Genomic DNA, 21,555 nt, shown 5'->3' on the forward strand with positions numbered 1-21,555 from the left:
TAGGCAATTCTAATTTAACTGTTAATTCATAAAAGAAAGGAGAGAACAGACATTAAATTACTAAAGAAATTTGGGGTTTTCGGCGTAGTCTTTTTACTTGTCTCATCCTATTTCATACCGCTCATTGGCTATGCAGAAACAGCCAAAGAAGTTGAAATTACATCCGCTCAAATGATAACAGATGAGAATGATAAAACGAATATTAATATCGAGTTAAATCTTCTCAACCAAACAGAGCAGCCATTACAACGAGAAATTCAATTGAAAAATGCACAGTTCATGGATACTGCTGTAATTGAAAAAGACGGATATTCTTACCAAGTGACTAATGGTACGCTTTATCTGACTTTGGACGCACAAGTAAAAAAGCCGGTACAGCTTTCGTTAGCTGTTGAGCAAAGTTCGCTTCAAACAGCTCAGCCACCTAAGTTATTGTATGAAAACAACGAATATGATGTTTCAGTTACTTCTGAAAAAATAACAGTAGAGGATTCTGCTAAAGAATCAACTGAACCAGAAAAAATAACTGTACCAGAAAATACGAAAGAAACTAACAAAAATGATTCGGCTCCAGAAAAAACAGAACAGCCGACCGCAACAGAAGAGGTAACCAATCCATTTGCAGAAGCAAGAATGGCGCCAGCTACTTTGAGAGCGAATCTGGCACTGCCTTTAATTGCACCACAATACACGACGGATAATTCTGGGACTTATCCGACAGCTAATTGGCAGCCCACAGGCAATCAAAATGTGTTAAACCATCAAGGGAATAAAGACGGTAGTGCACAATGGGACGGCCAAACGAGTTGGAATGGGGACCCTACTAATCGCACAAATTCTTATATTGAGTATGGCGGTACAGGAGACCAAGCCGATTATGCCATCCGAAAATATGCTAGAGAAACAACAACACCAGGGCTTTTTGATGTATATCTTAATGTGCGTGGGAATGTTCAGAAAGAAATCACGCCATTGGATTTGGTCTTAGTCGTTGACTGGTCCGGTAGTATGAATGAAAACAATCGGATTGGTGAAGTTCAAAAAGGAGTGAACCGTTTTGTTGATACATTGGCAGATAGCGGTATTACCAATAACATCAACATGGGCTATGTTGGCTACTCAAGTGACGGTTATAATAACAACGCCATTCAAATGGGGCCGTTTGATACAGTCAAAAATCCAATTAAAAATATTACGCCAAGTAGCACTAGAGGAGGAACTTTCACTCAAAAAGCATTAAGAGATGCTGGTGATATGTTAGCAACGCCAAATGGACATAAGAAAGTTATTGTACTTTTAACGGATGGCGTCCCAACCTTCTCTTATAAAGTGAGTCGAGTTCAAACAGAGGCGGATGGTCGCTTTTACGGGACACAATTTACGAATCGACAAGATCAACCAGGTAGCACTTCTTATATCTCTGGTAGCTATAATGCGCCAGATCAAAACAATATCAATAAACGAATTAACAGTACGTTTATCGCCACGATAGGTGAGGCAATGGCCTTAAAACAACGCGGGATTGAAATACATGGATTGGGCATTCAATTGCAAAGCGATCCACGAGCTAATTTATCTAAACAACAAGTTGAAGATAAAATGCGTGAGATGGTGTCAGCCGATGAAAATGGAGACCTTTATTATGAATCAGCGGATTATGCACCAGACATTTCTGATTATTTAGCGAAAAAAGCCGTTCAGATTTCAGGAACGGTTGTAAACGGAAAAGTAGTTGATCCAATTGCTGAACCTTTTAAATACGAGCCAAATACATTATCAATGAAAAGTGTGGGTCCTGTTCAGGTTCAAACATTACCAGAAGTGTCGCTAACAGGCGCTACAATTAATAGTAATGAGATTTATTTGGGTAAAGGGCAAGAAATTCAAATTCATTATCAAGTACGTATTCAAACAGAGTCAGAAAACTTCAAACCTGATTTTTGGTATCAAATGAATGGTCGGACAACGTTTCAGCCATTAGCCACGGCCCCTGAAAAAGTTGATTTTGGGGTTCCTTCGGGAAAAGCACCTGGCGTGAAGTTAAACGTGAAAAAAATCTGGGAAGAGTATGATCAAGACCCAATAAGTCGGCCAGATAACGTGATTTATGAAATTAGTAGAAAGCAAGTAACTGACACAGCCAACTGGCAAACTGGGTATATTAAATTATCAAAACCAGAAAATGATACCAGCAATAGTTGGGAGCGCAAAAATGTAACCCAACTTTCCAAAACCGCGGATGAAAGCTATCAAGAAGTTCTTGGACTTCCCCAATACAACAATCAAGGACAAGCTTTCAATTATCAAACAACCCGTGAATTAGCAGTTCCTGGTTACAGTCAAGAAAAAATCGACGATACTACTTGGAAAAACACGAAGCAGTTCAAGCCATTAGATTTAAAAGTAATCAAAAATTCTTCCTCAGGTGAGAAAAACTTAGTGGGAGCCGTTTTTGAATTGAGTGGTAAAAATGTTCAGACAACATTAGTGGACAATAAAGATGGTAGCTATTCCTTGCCAAAAGATGTGCGCCTACAAAAAGGGGAACGCTATATATTAACTGAAGTAAAAGCACCTGCAGGACATGAGTTAGGTAAGAAAACGACTTGGCAAATTGAGGTGAATGAGCAAGGCAAAGTAAGCATCGATGGACAAGAAGTGACCACCACAAATCAAGTTATTCCATTGGAAATTGAAAATAAATTTTCTTCTTTGCCAATCAGAATTAGAAAATACACCATGCAAAATGGCAAACAAGTGAACTTAGCAGAGGCGACTTTTGCGTTGCAAAGAAAAAATGCTCAAGGAAGTTACCAAACTGTGGCAACTCAAAAAACAGATACTGCAGGATTGAGCTATTTTAAAATTAGTGAACCTGGTGAGTATCGAATGGTGGAACAATCAGGACCATTAGGATACGACACTCTTGCTGGAAATTATGAATTTACTGTTGATAAATATGGGGAAATTCACTATGCAGGCAAAAATATTGAAGAAAATGCGCCAGAATGGACACTGACACATCAAAATCATTTGAAACCTTTTGACTTAACGGTTCATAAAAAAGCCGATAATCAGACGCCACTTAAAGGAGCGAAATTCCGTTTAACAGGACCAGATACGGATATTGAATTACCAAAAGATGGCAAAGAAACGGATACTTTTGTTTTTGAAAACTTAAAACCAGGGAAATATGTTCTAACAGAAACCTTTACGCCAGAAGGATATCAGGGGTTAAAAGAACCAATCGAATTAATAATTCGTGAAGATGGTTCAGTCACGATAGATGGGGAAAAAGTAGCAGATGTTTTAATTTCTGGAGAGAAGAATAATCAAATTACTTTAGATGTTACTAACCAAGCAAAGGTTCCTTTACCTGAAACTGGTGGCATAGGACGCTTGTGGTTTTACTTGATAGCGATTAGTACATTCGTGATAGCGGGTGTTTATCTCTTTATTAGACGACCAGAAGGGAGTGTGTAATCAATGAAAAACGCACGTTGGTTAAGTATTTGCGTCATGCTACTCGCTCTTTTCGGGTTTTCACATCAAGCATTAGCAGAGGCATCGCAAGCAAGCGTTCAAGTTACGTTGCACAAATTATTGTTCCCTGATGGTCAATTACCAGAACAGCAGCAAAACACAGGGGAAGAGGGAACGCTGCTTCAAAATTATCGGGGCTTAAATGACGTCACTTATCAAGTCTATGATGTGACGGATCCGTTTTATCAGCTTCGTTCTGAAGGAAAAACGGTCCAAGAGGCACAGCGTCAATTAGCAGAAACCGGTGCAACAAATAGAAAACCGATCGCAGAAGATAAAACACAGACAATAAATGGAGAAGATGGAGTGGTTTCTTTTTCATTAGCTAGCAAAGATTCGCAGCAACGAGATAAAGCCTATTTATTTGTTGAAGCGGAAGCACCAGAAGTGGTAAAGGAAAAAGCTAGCAACCTAGTAGTGATTTTGCCTGTTCAAGATCCACAAGGGCAATCGTTAACGCATATTCATTTATATCCAAAAAATGAAGAAAATGCCTATGACTTACCACCACTTGAAAAAACGGTACTCGATAAGCAACAAGGCTTTAATCAAGGAGAGCACATTAACTATCAGTTAACGACTCAGATTCCAGCGAATATTTTAGGATATCAGGAATTCCGTTTGTCAGATAAGGCGGATACAACGTTGACACTTTTACCAGAATCAATTGAGGTAAAAGTGGCTGGAAAAACAGTTACTACAGGTTACACACTGACGACGCAAAAGCATGGATTTACGCTTGATTTTTCAATTAAAGACTTACAAAACTTTGCAAATCAAACAATGACTGTGTCGTATCAAATGCGTTTAGAAAAGACCGCTGAACCTGACACTGCGATTAACAACGAAGGACAATTAGTCACGGACAAACATACCTTGACTAAAAGAGCCACAGTTCGTACAGGCGGCAAGTCTTTTGTCAAAGTTGATAGTGAAAATGCGAAAATCACCTTGCCAGAGGCTGTTTTTATCGTCAAAAATCAAGCGGGGGAATACCTCAATGAAACAGCAAACGGGTATCGTTGGCAAAAAGAAAAAGCATTAGCTAAAAAATTCACGTCTAATCAAGCCGGTGAATTTTCAGTTAAAGGCTTAAAAGATGGCCAGTACTTCTTGGAAGAAATCTCTGCACCAAAAGGTTATCTTCTGAATCAAACAGAAATTCCTTTTACGGTGGGAAAAAATTCTTATGCAACGAACGGACAACGAACAGCACCGTTACATGTAATCAATAAAAAAGTAAAAGAGTCAGGCTTCTTACCAAAAACAAATGAAGAACGTTCTATTTGGTTGACGATTGCAGGCCTGCTAATCATTGGGATGGTAGTCATTTGGCTATTTTATCAAAAACAAAAAAGAGGAGAGAGAAAATGAAGCAATTAAAAAAAGTTTGGTACACCGTTAGTACCTTGTTACTAATTTTGCCACTTTTCACAAGTGTATTAGGGACAACAACTGCATTTGCAGAAGAAAATGGGGAGAGCGCACAGCTCGTGATTCACAAAAAGAAAATGACGGATTTACCAGATCCGCTTATTCAAAATAGCGGGAAAGAAATGAGCGAGTTTGATAAATATCAAGGACTGGCAGATGTGACGTTTAGTATTTATAACGTGACGAACGAATTTTACGAGCAACGAGCGGCAGGCGCAAGCGTTGATGCAGCTAAACAAGCTGTCCAAAGTTTAACTCCTGGGAAACCTGTTGCTCAAGGAACCACCGATGCAAATGGGAATGTCACTGTTCAGTTACCTAAAAAACAAAATGGTAAAGATGCAGTGTATACCATTAAAGAAGAACCAAAAGAGGGTGTAGTTGCTGCTACGAATATGGTGGTGGCGTTCCCAGTTTACGAAATGATCAAGCAAACAGATGGTTCCTATAAATATGGAACAGAAGAATTAGCGGTTGTTCATATTTATCCTAAAAATGTGGTAGCCAATGATGGTAGTTTACATGTGAAAAAAGTAGGAACTGCTGAAAATGAAGGATTAAATGGCGCAGAATTTGTTATTTCTAAAAGCGAAGGCTCACCAGGCACAGTAAAATATATCCAAGGAGTCAAAGATGGATTATATACATGGACAACGGATAAAGAACAAGCAAAACGCTTTATTACTGGGAAAAGTTATGAAATTGGCGAAAATGATTTCACAGAAGCAGAGAATGGAACGGGAGAATTAACAGTTAAAAATCTTGAGGTTGGTTCGTATATTTTAGAAGAAGTAAAAGCTCCAAATAATGCAGAATTAATTGAAAATCAAACAAAAACACCATTTACAATTGAAGCAAACAATCAAACACCTGTTGAAAAAACAGTCAAAAATGATACCTCTAAAGTTGATAAAACAACACCAAGCTTAGATGGTAAAGATGTGGCAATTGGCGAAAAAATTAAATATCAAATTTCTGTAAATATTCCATTGGGGATTGCAGACAAAGAAGGCGACGCTAATAAATACGTCAAATTCAATTTAGTTGATAAACATGATGCAGCCTTAACTTTTGATAACGTGACTTCTGGAGAGTATGCTTATGCGTTATATGATGGGGATACAGTGATTGCTCCTGAAAATTATCAAGTGACTGAACAAGCAAATGGCTTCACTGTCGCCGTTAATCCAGCGTATATTCCTACGCTAACACCAGGCGGCACACTAAAATTCGTTTACTTTATGCATTTAAATGAAAAAGCAGATCCTACGAAAGGTTTTAAAAATGAGGCGAATGTTGATAACGGTCATACCGACGACCAAACACCACCAACTGTTGAAGTTGTGACAGGTGGGAAACGTTTCATTAAAGTCGATGGCGATGTGACAGCGACACAAGCCTTGGCGGGAGCTTCCTTTGTCGTCCGTGATCAAAACAGCGACACAGCAAATTATTTGAAAATCGATGAAACAACGAAAGCAGCAACTTGGGTGAAAACAAAAGCTGAAGCAACTACTTTTACAACAACGGCTGATGGATTAGTTGATATCACAGGGCTTAAATACGGTACCTATTATTTAGAAGAAACTGTAGCTCCTGATGATTATGTCTTGTTAACAAATCGGATTGAATTTGTGGTCAATGAACAATCATATGGCACAACAGAAAACCTAGTTTCACCAGAAAAAGTACCAAACAAACACAAAGGTACCTTACCTTCAACAGGTGGCAAAGGAATCTACGTTTACTTAGGAAGTGGCGCAGTCTTGCTACTTATTGCAGGAGTCTACTTTGCTAGACGTAGAAAAGAAAATGCTTAATTTCTAGCATCACCGAAGAAATTTTTAGAAAAACAAAGAGCCTGGGCCAATCACTGTCCCAGGCTCTCATGCTTTATTTTTAAGGAGGAAGCAATGAAGTCAAAAAAGAAACGTCGTATCATTGATGGTTTTATGATTCTTTTACTGATTATTGGAATAGGTGCATTTGCGTATCCTTTTGTTAGCGATGCATTAAATAACTATCTGGATCAACAAATTATCGCTCATTATCAAGCAAAAGCAAGCCAAGAAAACACCAAAGAAATGGCTGAACTTCAAGAAAAAATGGAAAAGAAAAACCAAGAATTAGCGAAAAAAGGCAGCAATCCTGGATTAGATCCTTTTTCTGAAACGCAAAAAACAACGAAAAAACCAGACAAATCCTATTTTGAAAGTCATACGATTGGTGTTTTAACCATTCCAAAAATAAATGTCCGTTTACCAATTTTTGATAAAACGAATGCATTGCTATTGGAAAAAGGAAGCTCCTTGTTAGAAGGAACCTCCTATCCTACAGGTGGTACGAATACACATGCGGTCATTTCAGGCCATCGTGGTCTCCCTCAAGCCAAATTATTTACAGATTTGCCAGAATTAAAAAAAGGCGATGAATTTTATATCGAAGTCAATGGGAAGACGCTTGCTTATCAAGTAGATCAAATAAAAACCGTTGAACCAACTGATACAAAAGATTTACACATTGAGTCTGGCCAAGATCTCGTCACTTTATTAACTTGCACACCGTATATGATAAACAGTCATCGGTTATTAGTTCGAGGACATCGTATCCCATATCAACCAGAAAAAGCAGCAGCGGGGATGAAAAAAGTGGCACAACAACAAAATTTACTATTATGGACATTACTTTTAATTGCCTGTGCGTTAATTATTAGCGGCTTCATTATCTGGTACAAGCGACGGAAAAAGACGACCAGAAAACCAAAGTAGTATGACGAAAAGGCTAAACATACTAAAAAAAAGAGTAAAAAAATAGCTTTTCAATTTTTAATCCTCCTTATCGTGCATAATTGAACCAGAGAAACAGAAGTATTAACGAAATAACTAAAAGAGCAAGCCCTGAATAAAAAGCGACAAAGGGCCAATCAATCGACTGTTTAAATTCCTGCCAAGTTTGGATTTTTCTGTTTTTTTTCGCGCTATCCTCAAGCGTGAGTAAATAATTCAATAGTAAGAGGAGTAGCAACACCGTGAAATCATTTGTGGTAAAAAGCACATGTAAAAATAGAATGACAAAGACAACACGGGATAACACTCGATTCCGCAAAATTAAAAATAACTTAGCACGCATAATAAACCACCATTTCTTATCAGAGATAATGAATCTGTTTTTGTCTACTCTTTAGTTATATCATAAAATTCTTAATAATGAAAAAATGACTCGAGAAAATAATTGAAAAAAGTTTTTTTTCCTGAATCATTATTTTCGTAAATAAAGAATAAACGTGTTACTCTTGGCTTATCAAATTTGGAAGGAGTGTTAAAAATGAAATATCTGGATATTATTGCTTTAATTTTATTGATTGTCGGAGGTTTAAACTGGTTATTAGTTGGTGCATTTAATTTTGATTTAGTTGCAACAATTAGTGGCGGTGCAACCACACCATTAGCAAAAATTATCTATATTATTGTCGGAATTTGTGCGATTTATTCTATTAAGTTTTTAGCTCCTTTGTTCCGCGAACCATAGGATTGATTTAAAAGATTTAGATAACGTGAAGTTATTTTGACTTAGCAATTGAGAGTTTCCTTGAGAAAGGGGACTCTTTTTTTATTTTCTATATTCGTTTCAGAAGGTTTAGACAAGCTCAAAAAATATTTCAAGAGAGCTGCGTTGTTTTCAAAATAGAACCTAGCATTACCTCGAACGTACCTCAAATAACCTGTGTCTTTTTTTGAATCATTAGTTCAAATTGATGTGATCACTAGTGAGAAAAATCAGCTCTAGGATATATAGGAAAATATAAGCATCAAATAGGGATTTCGATGATAAATTATCTTTTTCCTTGTTATGATTATAACAAGGAAAAAGAAAGTAGGGATTTATTTATGGAATTACAGGTGACAAAAAAGGCTAAATTTTTTTGTTTGGCGATGGCATTACTAATGACATTAGGTATTTTTATCAGCGCTGGTACAAGTGTTTATGCATCTGACCAGCTAGAGGATTCAGAAGTTGAGGCTGTAGCAAAAGGACTGGAAGAAATGTATGCGAATGGAGTGACGGAAGATAACTTTAAAAACTATGTCAAAAATAATTTTGCTCAGCAAGAGATTTCTTCAGTTGAGGAAGAATTAAATGTAAATATTTCTGATGCTTCAACAGTAGTTCAAGCACGTTTTAATTGGAATGCATTAGGAAGTTGCGTTGCTAACAAAATCAAAGATGAGTTTTTTGCAATGATTAGTATCAGCGCAATTGTAAAAGCTGCACAAAAGAAAGCCTGGAAAGAATTAGCAGTGACTGTATTACGCTTCGCTAAAGCCAATGGGTTAAAGACGAATGCTATTATTGTAGCTGGACAACTAGCTTTATGGGCAGTTCAATGTGGGCTAAGCTAATGAATTTAAAAGATCATGTTACGGAAATAGTAATTACTTTTATCATCGCTTTTGTGTATACTTGGATAGATTCAGGAGAAATTGAAATCTTAAAAACTCTTTTGATAACAATAATATTTTTAGCCATGTTCTATGCAATACCCAAAATCACCAATAGAAAAAGAAAATGAAGTGGTTTTAGAAAGATAATGTGATAGGAAGTGTAAGAGGAGGTAACGAGCCTTCTCTTGCTTATAGAAAAAAAGAGCTAAAACCTTTATTTTATAAGGTTTTAGCTCTTTTTTGTTTTTCTCTACTTTTCTAAAAATGGAGACGGCGGGAGTCGAACCCGCGTCCAAACATATTGCCACTTAAATCTCTACGTTCATAGACACTCATTTAAAGGTTCGCTTTACAGCGTGCCGAGTGACAGGCATTCTGTATTGCTAGTCTGGTAAGCTCCTCTAAATTTTACAGACGGAAAAATTTAGCGTATCCCACTTCGATTAGGACCCTGACCCGAGCACATGGGCGATGCCGGGAGGATCTTCGCTAGCTGGTTTTTAGGCAGCTAAAGCGAAAGAATTGTTTTCGTTTTTAGCAGTTATATTTAACTGTAACGTTTTAACGTAGCCGTAACCTACGAAACGCAATTCAAGCTCAACTATGCCTGTCGAATCCGTAACGCCCCCGAAATAACATAAGTATCCCTTGATACTTATCAAAGTATAGCATAAATTCCTTGTTTTTTCAAAGAGTAGGATAACACTCTGTTAGATATTCATAAAAAGAGGAAGGATGGACCGTAACTCAGTTCATCCTTCCTCTTTTTATGAAAGTGTGTGGGTATGTTTTGTAATCCATTGTTGCAAACGGATATTCAACCAAAAACCATAAATTCCTAAAGTAATTATAGTTAATAAAAGCCATTTAATCCAATGACCGAATAATTGCATAGCTGTACCGTCAAAATAAAGGCGTTTACCATCAATAACGGTATGCTTGATTTTCCAGTTGTACATCATACAAATTCCCCAAGGTGCGCAAATGCCTAATGTAAAGACAGTAATCAAGGTTGCTAAAATTGAAGTCCCGATATACGTTGCTAAACCACCGTCAAAATATGAATTTTTCATTCTTTTCCTCCTTATCTCATAAACTTTATTATAACAAGAATAAATGGCCTGGGAAACAAAATGAGGATGAAATAAGTATTTTTATTCATTATTGATGTGAAATATGTTATTTATGCAACTCAAATTTGGCAGCATTAGATATTTTGTAACAAATGTTATCTAATGTAACTACCATAATAAACCGTTTTCCTTAGAAAGTGAATTAGAAATTTTAAAAAAAGGCTATTTAAATGAGCATTAATATTGTGTGAGATATATCTTTTTGCTATTGTCAACTTCTGAAAAAGACCACTAAGTGGAAAAAATAAGAGAAAAGAAGGGTGAATAATTTTTTATGACAAAAAGTGTAAAATTTTTAGTGTTACTGTTGGTAATGATTCTACCAATTGCGGGGGCGTTATTGATTGGTCCAATTTCGTTTGGCGCCGAATTGAGCAAAAGTTCAATCGTTGACAAAGTAGAATTAGATCACACTACTTTATATCAAGGAGAGATGACCTCAATTAAAGTATCTTTTAGTGACAAAGAAAATCAGAAAATAAAACCTGGAGATACTATTACTTTAACTTTACCAGACGCACTAGTTGGAATGACCGAGAACGATAGTTCACCACGAAAAATCAATTTAAATGGTTTAGGGGAAGTTTTTATCTATAAAGATCATGTTGTAGCAACATTTAACGAAAAAGTTGAATCTTTACATAATGTGAATGGGCATTTTTCTTTCGGGATTAAAACGCTTATCACCAATAGTTCTCAACCGAATGTGATAGAAACGGATTTCGGAACAGCAACGGCGACTCAACGTTTGACGATTGAAGGAGTGACTAACACAGAGACTGGCCAAATTGAGCGAGACTATCCGTTTTTTTATAAAGTAGGCGATTTGGCTGGAGAGTCAAATCAAGTACGTTGGTTTTTAAATGTGAACCTCAATAAATCCGATGTCACAGAAGATATTTCAATTGCGGATCGACAAGGAAGTGGTCAACAATTAAATAAAGAGAGTTTTACATTTGATATTGTGAATGACAAAGAAACTAAATATATTTCACTTGCCGAGTTTGAGCAACAAGGTTATGGCAAAATTGACTTCGTAACAGATAATGACTTTAACTTACGTTTTTATCGGGATAAAGCACGCTTTACTTCCTTTATCGTCCGTTACACTTCGACAATCACAGAAGCAGGCCAACATCAAGCAACATTTGAAAATAGTTATGACATCAATTATCAACTAAACAATCAAGACGCAACGAATGAAAAAAATACATCACAGGTTAAAAATGTTTTTGTAGAAGGCGAGGCAAGCGGCAATCAAAATGTGGAAATGCCAACAGAAGAAAGTCTAGACATTCCTTTAGAGACAATAGATGAATGGGAACCAAAGACACCTACTTCGGAACAGGCAACAGAAACAAGTGAAAAGACAGACACAACAGAAACCGCAGAAAGCAGCCAACCAGAAGTTCATGTCTCACCAACAGAAGAAGAAAATCCAGATGAAGGTGAAACACTAGGCACGATTGAGCCAATCATACCTGAAAAACCAAGTGTGACAACTGAAGAGAATGGCACGACAGAAACTGCAGAAAGCAGCCAACCAGAAGTTCATGTCTCACCAACAGAAGAAGAAAATCCAGATGAAAGTGAAACACTAGGCACGATTGAGCCAATCATACCTGAAAAACCAAGTGTGACAACTGAAGAGAACGGCACAACAGAAACCGCAGAAAGCAGCCAACCAGAAGTTCATGTCTCACCAGCGGAAGAAGAAAATCCAGATGAAAGTGAAACGTTAGGTACAATTTTACCAATCCTACCTGAAAAACCAAGTGTGACAACTGAAGAGAATGGCACAACGGAAACTGCAGAAAGCAGTCAACCAGAAGTCCATGTGTCGCCAACGGAAGAAGAAAATCCAGATGAAAGTGAAACACTAGGCACGATTGCACCAATCATACCTGAAAAACCAAGCGTAACAACTGAAGAGAATGGTATAACGGAAACGGCAGAAAGCAGCCAGCCAGAAGTTCATGTCTCACCAACAAAAGAAATTACTACAACTGAGAAAAAACAGCCATCCACAGAAACAACTGTGGAGAAAAATAAAAATGTTACATCAAAAAATCAACCACAAATACTAAACGCTCCATTAAATACATTGAAAAATGAAGGAAGCCCACAGTTGGCTCCCCAACTGCTTAGTGAACCAATTCAAAAATTAAATGAAGCAAACGGGCAACGAGAACTTCCCAAAACAGGCACAACAAAAACACCGTTTATGCTAATAGCAGGAATACTGGCAAGTACATTTGCCGTTTTAGGTGTAAGTTATCTACAAATCAGAAAGAATTAACAATAGAAAAGCCATCCAGCTTTCGCTGGGGGGCTTTTCTATTATCTGGAGATAAATTGCTGATAGGCGCCAATCAAAAACTATGCTACAGTAAGGTATATAATGCTCGAAAAGGAGGGAGTAAATGACTAAAAAAATATGGTCGCACTTTCAGAAAAGCTTCACTTGGTACATTTTGATAGGCGTGATTGTTTCATTATGTAGTGCTTTAGCAATTTATTTTTTTCAACAGTTGTTAGATCATTATCAAAAAAGTTTCCAACTAGGGTTGTTAGTAGCGTATGGAACGACAATTATTTTAATTCCGCTATTGTCTTACTGTGAACAGAAACCGAAAGCTTACTTAACTAATGGCATCTATTTCTATTTGAAGAAATTAAGTTTAATAAAAATGAGCAAGATTTCCTATGAAGAATATCTAAAACTGGGAGCGGGAGCTTTACTACAAAAAGTAGAAGTTGGTGCAGCAGCTGGGAGAAATATCCACTTGAATTTTTATGGACGCTTATTTCGAGAGCTAATCCCAGAGACGTTATTTAATTTGTTTTTCATAGCATTGATTGATAAAAAATTACTACCAGCAATTCTAATTGGTTATGTGATTGTATTTATTTTAACCAAAATACTTTTGAAAACGCTACAAAAAATGAAAGAAAAAACACTTATTTCTGAAGAAGCAATGAATGCTACTTTGATACGAGGGATGACAGAACTAGTAACTTTTAGAATTAATCGAAAATATAAAAAAGAGATTGAAAATTACGCGTTAATGGCAGAGGAAAATAGTCAAAATATAACAAAAATGACTATGATCCATGAATTTTTCTTTGGCTTTTTTGCCTTGTTAGTTGCACTTATCAAAGTAAGTATTGTCGTACTTAGTTTTACTAACGTCGTGACGCTAAGTTTAGGTGGACTTGTAGCGATAGTGATGTATATCGATCGAATTTATACGCCGATAGCCATATTTAATGTTTTATTTGTTCAATATAATTTGGATAAAGTAGCCTATCAGCGCTTGGAAGATTTTTATAAAAAAGAAGATGATCCTGACTTAATGGTTTCCGGCAAAGCGTTACCTGAAATTCAAACAATTTCATTAAAAGATGTATGTTTTAGCGTAGATAGTCAAACGATTATGTCCCAACAAAATCGACAATTTTCAATGAATAAAACCTATGGCTTGATTGGAAAAAGTGGGACAGGTAAATCTACCCTGATTAAATTGATTTTAGGATTATTGAAGCCGACAGAGGGGACAGTTTATGTGAATCAATTTCCTCTAACACAATTTAATTTGGAAGATTATTATGAAAAAGTTTTTTATTTATCTCAAGATGTGCCAATATTTCAAGGAACGTTGAAAGAAAATATTGTATTTAATCAAGAAATTTCTGATGAACAAGTAATTGAAGCTATGTATCGTTTTCAGTTGGGGGAACTTTATGAACGGTTGCCGGAAGGTTTAAACACTATTGTGAGTGAAAAAGGAATGAATTTTTCTGGTGGCGAGAAACAACGGATTGCTTTTACACGCTTAGCATTTACACAAGCAGAGATCCTTATTTTAGATGAGGCGACTTCTGCATTGGACGAAAAGACCGAAGAAAAAGTGTTACAAGAAGTACAAAAATTTACCCATAATAAGTTGACTATTTTGGTTACTCATCGACCTAAAACCCTGCGATTTGTAGATGAAATTATTGATTTAAATGAGTGAACTTGTTAGCTCTTTGGCGCTTCTTTTGCTACACTTTTTATAAGAATTGAGAGAAAGGGGCAACTGTTGATGAATAATAATGAGCAAGAATTAGCGGAATTTTGGGATGAATTTGCAGAAGAATATGAAGAAATTCAACAAGAATCGCCATTTCCAATTGCTCGAGAATTACGTGATTTCTTGGTCCAAGAAGGCATTTTTCCGTGTCAGACATTTCTGGATATCGCAGGTGGGACGGGACGATATTTACCTTTTTTTCAAGAGCAAGTCACGGAGTATACGCTAGCCGATATTTCTCAGAGAATGTTGGAGATTGCGGAAGCAAAAGCACAAAGCAACGTTGTTTTTCTTCACCAAAGCCAAGAAAGACTGATTGAGACTGGGAAAAAATTTCAAGTCGTTTTTTCAGCGATGAACCCTGCTTTGGATACGCCGGAAAAAGTTAATGCATTGTGCCAATTAAGTGAGGAATGGTGTCTTATATTTCGGCTAGTGGAAGAGCAAGATTCGTTGTTTTCTCCTTTTGAGCAAGAGAGCAACCCGCAGTTAAATTGGATGGCAAAATACAAAGCATTTCTAAAAAAAGAACAGCGACCTTTTTTCACAAAAAAATTTTTCTTTGAAGCATCAGAAGCTATTTCAAAAGACTTTTTCCGCAGCTATTTTGAAGAACAATGGTCAGTTCCAATTTTAGAACAACGCGTACAAGAAATTTTTGGTTCTCATGAAATTAAGCAAAATCAGCGTACCATTATTTATGAATTAATTGCGATTCCATGTAAAAAAACAACCAGCGATGACTAATTATCGCTGGTTGTTTTTCGGTTATTTAATTGTGCGAAAGCTTTTTCTGGAATCTCTTTTTTATCAATTTTGACAGGAGATTGGATGATTCTTTTTTTACTAATGGTTGCTTCTATGTAAGCATTTGGTTCCAAAGGTTGAGGATTTTTGTCTGTCCGTTCGTAGTCCATAACTTGCGTTTTTCCATTACTTTTAACAAAAGTTAGTCGATAGTGTAAAGAATATTGGCCATCTATGCTTTTTTGATTGTCATCTACTGTTTGTTTTCGTTCAGGAATTTCTAGAGGAACTTGTGCATAGGCTTTTTCACCCTTATATGTATCTGCATAATAACGATAGCCTGTATAACCACCAACAATGAATAAGCCAATAAATAAAATAGCGCCGATTTTTTTCATTTTTTCTCCTCCTAACAATTTACAAAAATAGCATAGCAAAAGAAGAAGGAGATGGAACATCGAAAAAACGAACAGTTATCTTACAAAACTGTTCGTTTTTTTGTCTATTTAGCTTTCATCAGAGAGTAGAAAGGAATCATTTTTCTTACGATAACTAAAGAAAATAACAAAGTACAGTAGGCCTGTTAAAAGAGTGACGCCTAACGAATTCGTAAATAAGATGCCAATAAAGATGAGGCCTAAAATGATTAAAGCAAGGAGATTAATACTTTTTTCAAAGAGAGATCCTCGTTTTAAAGAAAGAACAAACGCCGCAGCGCTAATTAAAATCCAAATTAGCAAGACAGTGTAAGAGAGAGAACCGGCTAAGTAACCAAATAATTCATCGCCAACAAAATAAGAAAGAATAACGCCCAGATATAAAACACTGGCGCAGAAGAAAACTGAACGTTGAGGTACTTGGTGCTTGTTTAAAACCGCTAGTTTACTCATGGGTCCTTTTTTATCTTTTAAGCGAAAATATAAAAGGCGAGAAGAGGCGTATACCCCAGAATTAATAGAAGAAAACAAGGCTAAAATAATCACAAAATTTACGATGTCAGCAGCAAAAGGAATATTCATTTTTTCAAAAACCATAACAAATGGACTCACCGTTGTGCCTGCCAATGTATTCCAAGGGAAAATAATCAAAAGTAAGAATAATGGAATGATATAGAAGGAAATAATCCGTCCCATCACACCACGAATCGCTTTAGGAATGGCTTTTTTAGGATCATCTGCTTCACTGACAGTAATCGCGATTAATTCTGAACCGCCATAAGAATAAATAACTACTAATAAAGAATTAACAATACCTTTCATGCCATGTGGGGCGAAGCCACCATGATCGGTGATACTTTGTAAAGTAGGGAAGACACCACTGCCTAGCATTTGTTGTCCCACCAGATAAACACCAAAAATAATTAACAAAATGATGACACTAATTTTAGCAAACGCCAACCAATATTCTGTTTCTGCAAATAAACGAACCGAGTAAAGATTAATGAGCGTCGTTAAAATAGCTAAAATGAAAACAAAAAACCAAGCAGGAATATTAGGAAACCAAAGTTGTAAAAAGGAAGCTGCGGCAACCGCTTCTGCGATAATATTAATTGTCCACATGGAATAATAAACCCAATCAATAAAATCAGCAGAATGTGCACCTAAAAATGGTCGAACTAAGCCAGACAAACCATGATGTGTGTCTCCGCCATCTAAAACAAGTTTTCCTAAACCACTCATGACGATGAAGAGAACAGCACCGCCAATTAGAAAGGCGATTAAAACAGAAGGACCAGCAATACCAATTGCTTCGCCACTTCCTTTAAAAAGACCTGCGCCAATCGCTCCCCCTAAGGCTAACATCGTAATGTGGCGCGAGCTTAATTGTTTTTTTAAGGTTGTTTGTTGTGTTTCACTCATAGGATTCTCCTTTAATTGAAAAAAATAATATGAAAATAACTTTCTTTATTATATACAATTTTCTGACAATTACAACTATTCTGTCAATGAAAATGAAAAAATAAGTGAAAAATATTATGAAAATAAAAAAATCGAGCAATTTAAGTGATTAAAATCGCTCAATTTTTTTATTAATTTTTATTTTTTAATAGAGTCATAATAGTTAATGGAACAGTAATGACTACATAGCCGATGATACTAGCCACTACTAAATAAGCTATAGGACTCGAGAAATTAAATAAGTCCGTTAAAAGTATTGCGACAATCATTGAAATAGCATAACAAATGAATAATTGAATAAACCGCTTTGCAGACAAAAAATCACCTCTTCCTAATTAGTTAAAGTCTCTTTTCAATCATTTAGTATACACCTGAAAAGAAGAATAAACTATCATTAATTAAAAGAAAAAGTGAAACAACTAGCGGATTTTTTGTTCAGCTGATTATCTTAAGAATTAGAAAATGGGACATAAGTCATTTCGACTTATGTCCCATTTTCATTTATGACGTTGGCTTCGTGTAAATTGAGAAGTCTCGTCCTCTCTAGTGGTTGGTTGCTGTGTTCGTTGTACGGCTTGCTTTTCCGGCTCGCTCTTTTTTGCAACATCAGTCACAACATTTGGCTTCTGAGAAGGGGGAACAGTTGTTTTTTTGTTTAAAGTTGGCGTAGTTCTTTTTGTTTCTTTCTTTTGTTTCTTTTTATTATTTTTATCATTTCCAGTGACTGTCAAATAGATAATCAGAAAAATCATTAGGATCGTTGCAACAATTAATAGAATAAACATGTTAAATGAAATGAACATGCATGGCCCTCGTTTCTCGTTTTTTCTTAGTTTACCAAAATTTCAAAATTTCGTCACTCTTTTCTTCAGAAAAAACGAATTTCAAAGGGGTTAAAAGAAACTTTTATAAAAAAGCTTCCTTTTTTGTGTGAAAATGCACAAAATTTCTGGAATCGTTTGCTGTTAAAACCAGATACTGGTAAAATAATTATTGTATAAGAATCATTTTAAAAAACGATTTTTGTTACAAATAACGTATTTGTTGAAAAGGCACTGTGAAGTAGTTAGAGACGACAGCCAAGTGACTTTTAATGACAGCCGCCCAATTAATTTCATGGAGCCTTTTCGTAGAAAACGAGGAGGTTATTTTGCGTGAAAGTGAGTATATTTTCGACATGCGTGGTGGATTTACTTTTTCCAAATGTAGGGCAAGCAATGGTAGAGGTTTTGGAACGTTATGGCTGTGAAACGGTTTTACCAACAAGCCAAACGTGTTGTGGTCAGCCAACGTATAATAGTGGCTATGTGACAGAGAGCACGACAACGCTTAAGAATCAAATTGATAGTTTTGACGGTGCCGATTATGTGGTGGGACCTGCGGGGTCTTGTGTCGGCATGATGAAAGAATACCACAAATTTTTAGCAGATGATCCTATTTATGGACCAAAAGCACAACGTTTAGCTGAGCGAACTTATGAGTTTAGTCAGTTTCTTTATCGTGTCTTAGGGGTCAAAGATGTTGGCGCAACGCTATATGGGAAAGCCACTTATCATCGTTCTTGTCATATGACGCGAATTTTAAATGAACGAGAATCCCCCTTTGTTTTGTTGGATCATGTGAAAGGATTAGAAATGATTCCTTTAGGACATCTTGAAAATTGTTGCGGATTTGGCGGAACGTTTTCAGTGAAAATGCCAGCTATTTCTGAACAAATGGTGACGGAAAAAATGAACGATGTGATTGATACAGGCGCAGAAATTTTAATTAGTGCGGATATGGGTTGCCTGATGAATATCGGGGGTAAATTCAATCGTGATGGGAAAAAGATTAAGATTATGCATATTGCAGAAGTCCTTAATCACGAAGTGGATGAAGCACGCATGGACCAACCGCAAATCATATCGGTAGGGTAAGGGGGAAGAACTGTGGGATTATCAACGAGCAATAAGCCGTTAAGTGAACGAATTGAAGAAAGTAAAAAAGATGTGTTTATGCAAAAGGCTGTCGCCAAAGCACAAGATGCCCAATGGGAGAAACGAGAAGGTGCGCGGGAAGCTTTAGGCAATTGGCCACAATGGCGTGAACTGGGAGAACAAATTCGCCAACATACAATTCAGTATCTGCCTGACTATTTAGAAGAGTTCAGTGATAACGTCGCCAAACGAGGTGGCAAAGTCTTTTTTGCTCAAACCGCCGAAGAGGCCAATGAATATGTGAAACAAGTGGTTCTAGAAAAAAAGGCGAAGAAAATTGTGAAATCTAAATCAATGGTGACGACCGAAGTCGATATAGATCCAATGTTATTGGGATTAGACGATGTTAGTGTGATGGAAACAGATTTGGCGGAATTCATTTTACAAATGGATGACTGGGATGAGCCGTCACATATTGTTTTCCCAAGTATTCATAAAAATCGCGAACAGATTCGTCAGGTTTTTGCGAAAAAATTAGGGTATCAAGGAGATAATGACCCGGTAAATTTGGCACGCTGTGCACGAGAAGTGATGCGCAAATTCTTTTTGGAAGCGGAGATTGGCATTACAGGTTGTAATTTCGCTATTGCGGATAGCGGCTTAATTAACTTAAATACAAATGAAGGAAATGCTGATTTGACCATCAGTATTCCTAAGACACAAATCGTGTTAATGGGGATGGAAAGAATCGTACCAACAATGCGTGAAGCAGAGGTTTTAGATAACCTTTTAGCCAGAAGTGCCGTTGGTCAAAATTTAACAACGTATGTGACGTTTGCCGGGCAAAAAAATGCGGATGAATCCGATGGTCCAGAAGAATTTCACGTGGTCATTTTGGATAACGGACGTTCAAAAGCGTTAGGAACAGCCTTTCAGCCAGTCTTACAGTGTATTCGTTGTGGGTCTTGTCTGAATGTTTGTCCGGTCTATCGCCATATTGGAGGGCACGGTTATGGCTCTATTTATCCAGGCCCAATTGGTGCTGTGCTTTCTCCAATTTTAGGTGGATATAAACAGTTTGGGGAATTGCCTTATGCATCTAGTCTTTGTGGGGCATGTACGGAAACGTGTCCTGTGAAAATTCCATTGCACGAATTATTAATTGAACATCGTAAAGTGATGACCGATGATCTGAAAATGAAACATGGATTTGAAGATTTCCAAATGCGTATGGTAGGTAAAGCCACTGGTTCACCAGCAATGTTTAAAGCAGCCATGAAAGTCGATCATGCTGCAGCGGGCATTTTAAGTAAACAAAAAGAAATTACTGTTGAAAACATGTATAATCATGGGGGCTACCTTGATAAAGGACCAGGGTTAGTAAAAGGTTGGACCGATGTTCGTGATTTGCCAAGACCACCAAAATCTTCAGAAAACTTCAGAAGTTGGTTCAAAAAACATCAAGAAGGTGAAAAAAATGACTAACGAAGCGATTCAAAATCGAGAACCTTTTTTACAAAATCTACGAGAAAAATTAGGCGTAGAAAAACAGCCTGTTTCGGCCCATCCATTTGAGCCAATTAATCATTTACCAGAAGAACAGTTGGCAGATAAAACACCAGCAGAGCTATTAACAATTGTGAAAGAGCGTGTGGAAACGATTCACACGAACTTAGTGGAAACCACACAAGAAAATTTACTGACGACGATTCAGCAAATTGTTGCTGAGTTTGGTGGGGGCAATCTTTTATTGCCAACAGATGCACGTTTTGAAGCCTATGGATTAGCTGATTTAGCTAAGTCATTAGAGGCTGTTTCTGTTAAGCAATGGCAACCTGGAAGTGAGCAACGAGAAGCGAATATTCAAACAGCTGCTCAGGCAAATATCGCGATTGCCTTTGCTGAGTTTTTACTAGCTGAATCAGGAACGATTGTGGTGGAGTCCAATGCGGGGCAAGGCAGAGCTTTACACTTTTTACCGAAGCATTACATTTCAATTATACCGTTTAGCAAACTCGTTCCACGTTCGACTCAGCCAGCAGCTTTTTATACAGAAAAAATAGAAAAAGGTGAAAAAATCGGCTCAGCGATTCACTTTATTTCAGGGCCTTCTAATTCAGGAGATATTGAAATGCAACTGGTTGTCGGGTTGCATGGTCCTTTAGAAGTTTGTTACGTGGTTGTGATGGATCGCTAAAACGCTAGAAGCATAATCAATTCAGCCCTTTTTAGAATTGATTATGCTTTTTTTATGAGCAGGATCAAAAAAGTAAGAATCAAATTTGAAAGAAATACGTTTTTTTTCTGACCATTTTGTAAAAAAAGCGTACATAAAAATTAATTGGGTGTTAAGCACTATAGGATTG

19 protein-coding genes and 1 other RNA gene are annotated in these 21,555 nt (G+C 36.8%); 13 read left to right on the plus strand and 7 right to left on the minus strand.

Annotated elements, in window-relative coordinates:
* Window positions 1-18 precede the first annotated feature (18 nt).
* The 4 genes from ebpA (at window position 19) to srtC (ending at window position 7,745) form a co-directional block, all read left to right on the plus strand.
* On the plus strand, window positions 19-3,483 hold the full coding sequence (gene ebpA, locus IGK72_RS04645; protein ID WP_154230821.1) for an endocarditis and biofilm-associated pilus tip protein EbpA: 3,465 nt from the start codon (window positions 19-21) through the stop codon (window positions 3,481-3,483).
* 3 nt (window positions 3,484-3,486) lie between these two features.
* Window positions 3,487-4,917, plus strand: a complete 1,431-nt coding sequence (ebpB, locus tag IGK72_RS04650; protein ID WP_023894532.1) for an endocarditis and biofilm-associated pilus minor subunit EbpB — start codon at window positions 3,487-3,489, stop codon at window positions 4,915-4,917.
* Entirely contained in the window at window positions 4,914-6,797 is a 1,884-nt protein-coding gene (gene ebpC, locus IGK72_RS04655) for an endocarditis and biofilm-associated pilus major subunit EbpC (RefSeq protein ID WP_002379310.1), read from the plus strand. Before ebpB ends, ebpC begins: the two co-directional genes overlap by 4 nt.
* Before the next feature lie 93 nt (window positions 6,798-6,890).
* Complete coding sequence (gene srtC / locus IGK72_RS04660; protein WP_002379311.1) at window positions 6,891-7,745, plus strand: Ebp pilus assembly class C sortase; 855 nt, start codon at window positions 6,891-6,893, stop codon at window positions 7,743-7,745.
* Between the two features lie 67 nt (window positions 7,746-7,812).
* Here the strand turns inward: srtC and IGK72_RS04665 are convergent, their stop codons facing one another.
* Complete coding sequence (locus tag IGK72_RS04665) at window positions 7,813-8,106, minus strand: hypothetical protein (protein WP_002358125.1); 294 nt, start codon at window positions 8,104-8,106, stop codon at window positions 7,813-7,815.
* Between the two features lie 195 nt (window positions 8,107-8,301).
* On the opposite strand from IGK72_RS04665, the gene IGK72_RS04670 reads away from it, so the two are divergent.
* The 3 genes from IGK72_RS04670 to IGK72_RS04680 all read left to right on the plus strand — a co-directional run bounded on the left by IGK72_RS04670 (window position 8,302) and on the right by IGK72_RS04680 (window position 9,547).
* Window positions 8,302-8,505: a DUF378 domain-containing protein gene (locus IGK72_RS04670; RefSeq protein ID WP_002381996.1), complete on the plus strand. Its 204-nt coding sequence runs from the start codon at window positions 8,302-8,304 to the stop codon at window positions 8,503-8,505.
* Window positions 8,506-8,864: 359 nt separating this feature from the next.
* Window positions 8,865-9,377, plus strand: a complete 513-nt coding sequence (gene entV / locus IGK72_RS04675; protein ID WP_002358120.1) for an enterococcin EntV — start codon at window positions 8,865-8,867, stop codon at window positions 9,375-9,377.
* On the plus strand, window positions 9,362-9,547 hold the full coding sequence (locus IGK72_RS04680) for a hypothetical protein (RefSeq protein ID WP_002384733.1): 186 nt from the start codon (window positions 9,362-9,364) through the stop codon (window positions 9,545-9,547). The genes entV and IGK72_RS04680 overlap by 16 nt, the downstream gene beginning before the upstream one ends.
* Before the next feature lie 134 nt (window positions 9,548-9,681).
* Here the strand turns inward: IGK72_RS04680 and ssrA are convergent.
* Both ssrA and IGK72_RS04690 read right to left on the minus strand, forming a co-directional pair.
* Window positions 9,682-10,048, minus strand: a transfer-messenger RNA (tmRNA) gene (gene ssrA, locus IGK72_RS04685).
* Between the two features lie 138 nt (window positions 10,049-10,186).
* Complete coding sequence (locus tag IGK72_RS04690; RefSeq protein WP_002360604.1) at window positions 10,187-10,492, minus strand: DUF898 family protein; 306 nt, start codon at window positions 10,490-10,492, stop codon at window positions 10,187-10,189.
* 334 nt (window positions 10,493-10,826) lie between these two features.
* Here IGK72_RS04690 and ace point away from each other — a divergent pair, with 334 nt between their 5' ends.
* The 3 genes from ace to IGK72_RS04705 all read left to right on the plus strand — a co-directional run bounded on the left by ace (window position 10,827) and on the right by IGK72_RS04705 (window position 15,375).
* The gene (gene ace / locus IGK72_RS04695; protein WP_010714416.1) at window positions 10,827-12,851 is read left to right on the plus strand and encodes a collagen-binding MSCRAMM adhesin Ace; all 2,025 of its coding nucleotides are present in this window, start codon (window positions 10,827-10,829) and stop codon (window positions 12,849-12,851) included.
* A gap of 124 nt (window positions 12,852-12,975) precedes the next feature.
* Window positions 12,976-14,571: an ATP-binding cassette domain-containing protein gene (locus tag IGK72_RS04700; RefSeq protein ID WP_002411160.1), complete on the plus strand. Its 1,596-nt coding sequence runs from the start codon at window positions 12,976-12,978 to the stop codon at window positions 14,569-14,571.
* Window positions 14,572-14,640: 69 nt separating this feature from the next.
* Window positions 14,641-15,375, plus strand: coding sequence for a class I SAM-dependent methyltransferase (locus tag IGK72_RS04705; protein WP_023894533.1), 735 nt, complete (start codon window positions 14,641-14,643; stop codon window positions 15,373-15,375).
* Here the strand turns inward: IGK72_RS04705 and IGK72_RS04710 are convergent.
* The 4 genes from IGK72_RS04710 to IGK72_RS04725 all read right to left on the minus strand — a co-directional run bounded on the left by IGK72_RS04710 (window position 15,372) and on the right by IGK72_RS04725 (window position 18,058).
* Window positions 15,372-15,773 (minus strand): YxeA family protein, encoded by a 402-nt coding sequence (locus IGK72_RS04710; RefSeq protein ID WP_002358048.1) that lies wholly within the window; start codon window positions 15,771-15,773, stop codon window positions 15,372-15,374. The two genes, IGK72_RS04705 and IGK72_RS04710, sit on opposite strands and share 4 nt — an antisense overlap.
* A 108-nt stretch (window positions 15,774-15,881) precedes the next feature.
* Window positions 15,882-17,234, minus strand: a complete 1,353-nt coding sequence (locus IGK72_RS04715; RefSeq protein ID WP_002382100.1) for an amino acid permease — start codon at window positions 17,232-17,234, stop codon at window positions 15,882-15,884.
* A gap of 170 nt (window positions 17,235-17,404) precedes the next feature.
* Window positions 17,405-17,590: a hypothetical protein gene (locus IGK72_RS04720; protein ID WP_002358046.1), complete on the minus strand. Its 186-nt coding sequence runs from the start codon at window positions 17,588-17,590 to the stop codon at window positions 17,405-17,407.
* A 180-nt stretch (window positions 17,591-17,770) separates the two neighbouring features.
* The gene (locus IGK72_RS04725; RefSeq protein WP_002386008.1) at window positions 17,771-18,058 is read right to left on the minus strand and encodes a hypothetical protein; all 288 of its coding nucleotides are present in this window, start codon (window positions 18,056-18,058) and stop codon (window positions 17,771-17,773) included.
* A 369-nt stretch (window positions 18,059-18,427) separates the two neighbouring features.
* Between IGK72_RS04725 and IGK72_RS04730 the strand changes: the two genes are divergently transcribed.
* The 3 genes from IGK72_RS04730 to IGK72_RS04740 are packed head-to-tail and all read left to right on the plus strand — an operon-like array spanning window position 18,428 to window position 21,386.
* Complete coding sequence (locus IGK72_RS04730) at window positions 18,428-19,189, plus strand: (Fe-S)-binding protein (protein ID WP_002360596.1); 762 nt, start codon at window positions 18,428-18,430, stop codon at window positions 19,187-19,189.
* A gap of 12 nt (window positions 19,190-19,201) precedes the next feature.
* Window positions 19,202-20,674 (plus strand): LutB/LldF family L-lactate oxidation iron-sulfur protein, encoded by a 1,473-nt coding sequence (locus IGK72_RS04735; protein WP_002358041.1) that lies wholly within the window; start codon window positions 19,202-19,204, stop codon window positions 20,672-20,674.
* The gene (locus IGK72_RS04740) at window positions 20,667-21,386 is read left to right on the plus strand and encodes a LutC/YkgG family protein (protein ID WP_010817166.1); all 720 of its coding nucleotides are present in this window, start codon (window positions 20,667-20,669) and stop codon (window positions 21,384-21,386) included. Before IGK72_RS04735 ends, IGK72_RS04740 begins: the two co-directional genes overlap by 8 nt.
* The last annotated feature ends 169 nt before the right edge of the window (window positions 21,387-21,555 follow it).

The sequence above is a fragment of the Enterococcus sp. DIV0183 genome, assembly GCF_050541505.1.
Taxonomy (GTDB): Bacteria; Bacillota; Bacilli; order Lactobacillales; family Enterococcaceae; genus Enterococcus; species Enterococcus faecalis.

Coding starts and splice junctions, on each gene's coding strand:
- ebpC (WP_002379310.1), top strand. CDS start 4,914: ATGAAGCAATTAAAAAAAGTTTGGTACACCGTTAGTACCTTGTTACTA.
- IGK72_RS04665 (WP_002358125.1), bottom strand. CDS start 8,106: ATGCGTGCTAAGTTATTTTTAATTTTGCGGAATCGAGTGTTATCCCGT.
- IGK72_RS04690 (WP_002360604.1), bottom strand. CDS start 10,492: ATGAAAAATTCATATTTTGACGGTGGTTTAGCAACGTATATCGGGACT.
- IGK72_RS04700 (WP_002411160.1), top strand. CDS start 12,976: ATGACTAAAAAAATATGGTCGCACTTTCAGAAAAGCTTCACTTGGTAC.
- entV (WP_002358120.1), top strand. CDS start 8,865: ATGGAATTACAGGTGACAAAAAAGGCTAAATTTTTTTGTTTGGCGATG.
- IGK72_RS04670 (WP_002381996.1), top strand. CDS start 8,302: ATGAAATATCTGGATATTATTGCTTTAATTTTATTGATTGTCGGAGGT.
- IGK72_RS04740 (WP_010817166.1), top strand. CDS start 20,667: ATGACTAACGAAGCGATTCAAAATCGAGAACCTTTTTTACAAAATCTA.
- IGK72_RS04715 (WP_002382100.1), bottom strand. CDS start 17,234: ATGAGTGAAACACAACAAACAACCTTAAAAAAACAATTAAGCTCGCGC.
- IGK72_RS04705 (WP_023894533.1), top strand. CDS start 14,641: ATGAATAATAATGAGCAAGAATTAGCGGAATTTTGGGATGAATTTGCA.
- srtC (WP_002379311.1), top strand. CDS start 6,891: ATGAAGTCAAAAAAGAAACGTCGTATCATTGATGGTTTTATGATTCTT.
- ebpB (WP_023894532.1), top strand. CDS start 3,487: ATGAAAAACGCACGTTGGTTAAGTATTTGCGTCATGCTACTCGCTCTT.
- IGK72_RS04710 (WP_002358048.1), bottom strand. CDS start 15,773: ATGAAAAAAATCGGCGCTATTTTATTTATTGGCTTATTCATTGTTGGT.
- IGK72_RS04725 (WP_002386008.1), bottom strand. CDS start 18,058: ATGTTTATTCTATTAATTGTTGCAACGATCCTAATGATTTTTCTGATT.
- IGK72_RS04680 (WP_002384733.1), top strand. CDS start 9,362: ATGTGGGCTAAGCTAATGAATTTAAAAGATCATGTTACGGAAATAGTA.
- ace (WP_010714416.1), top strand. CDS start 10,827: ATGACAAAAAGTGTAAAATTTTTAGTGTTACTGTTGGTAATGATTCTA.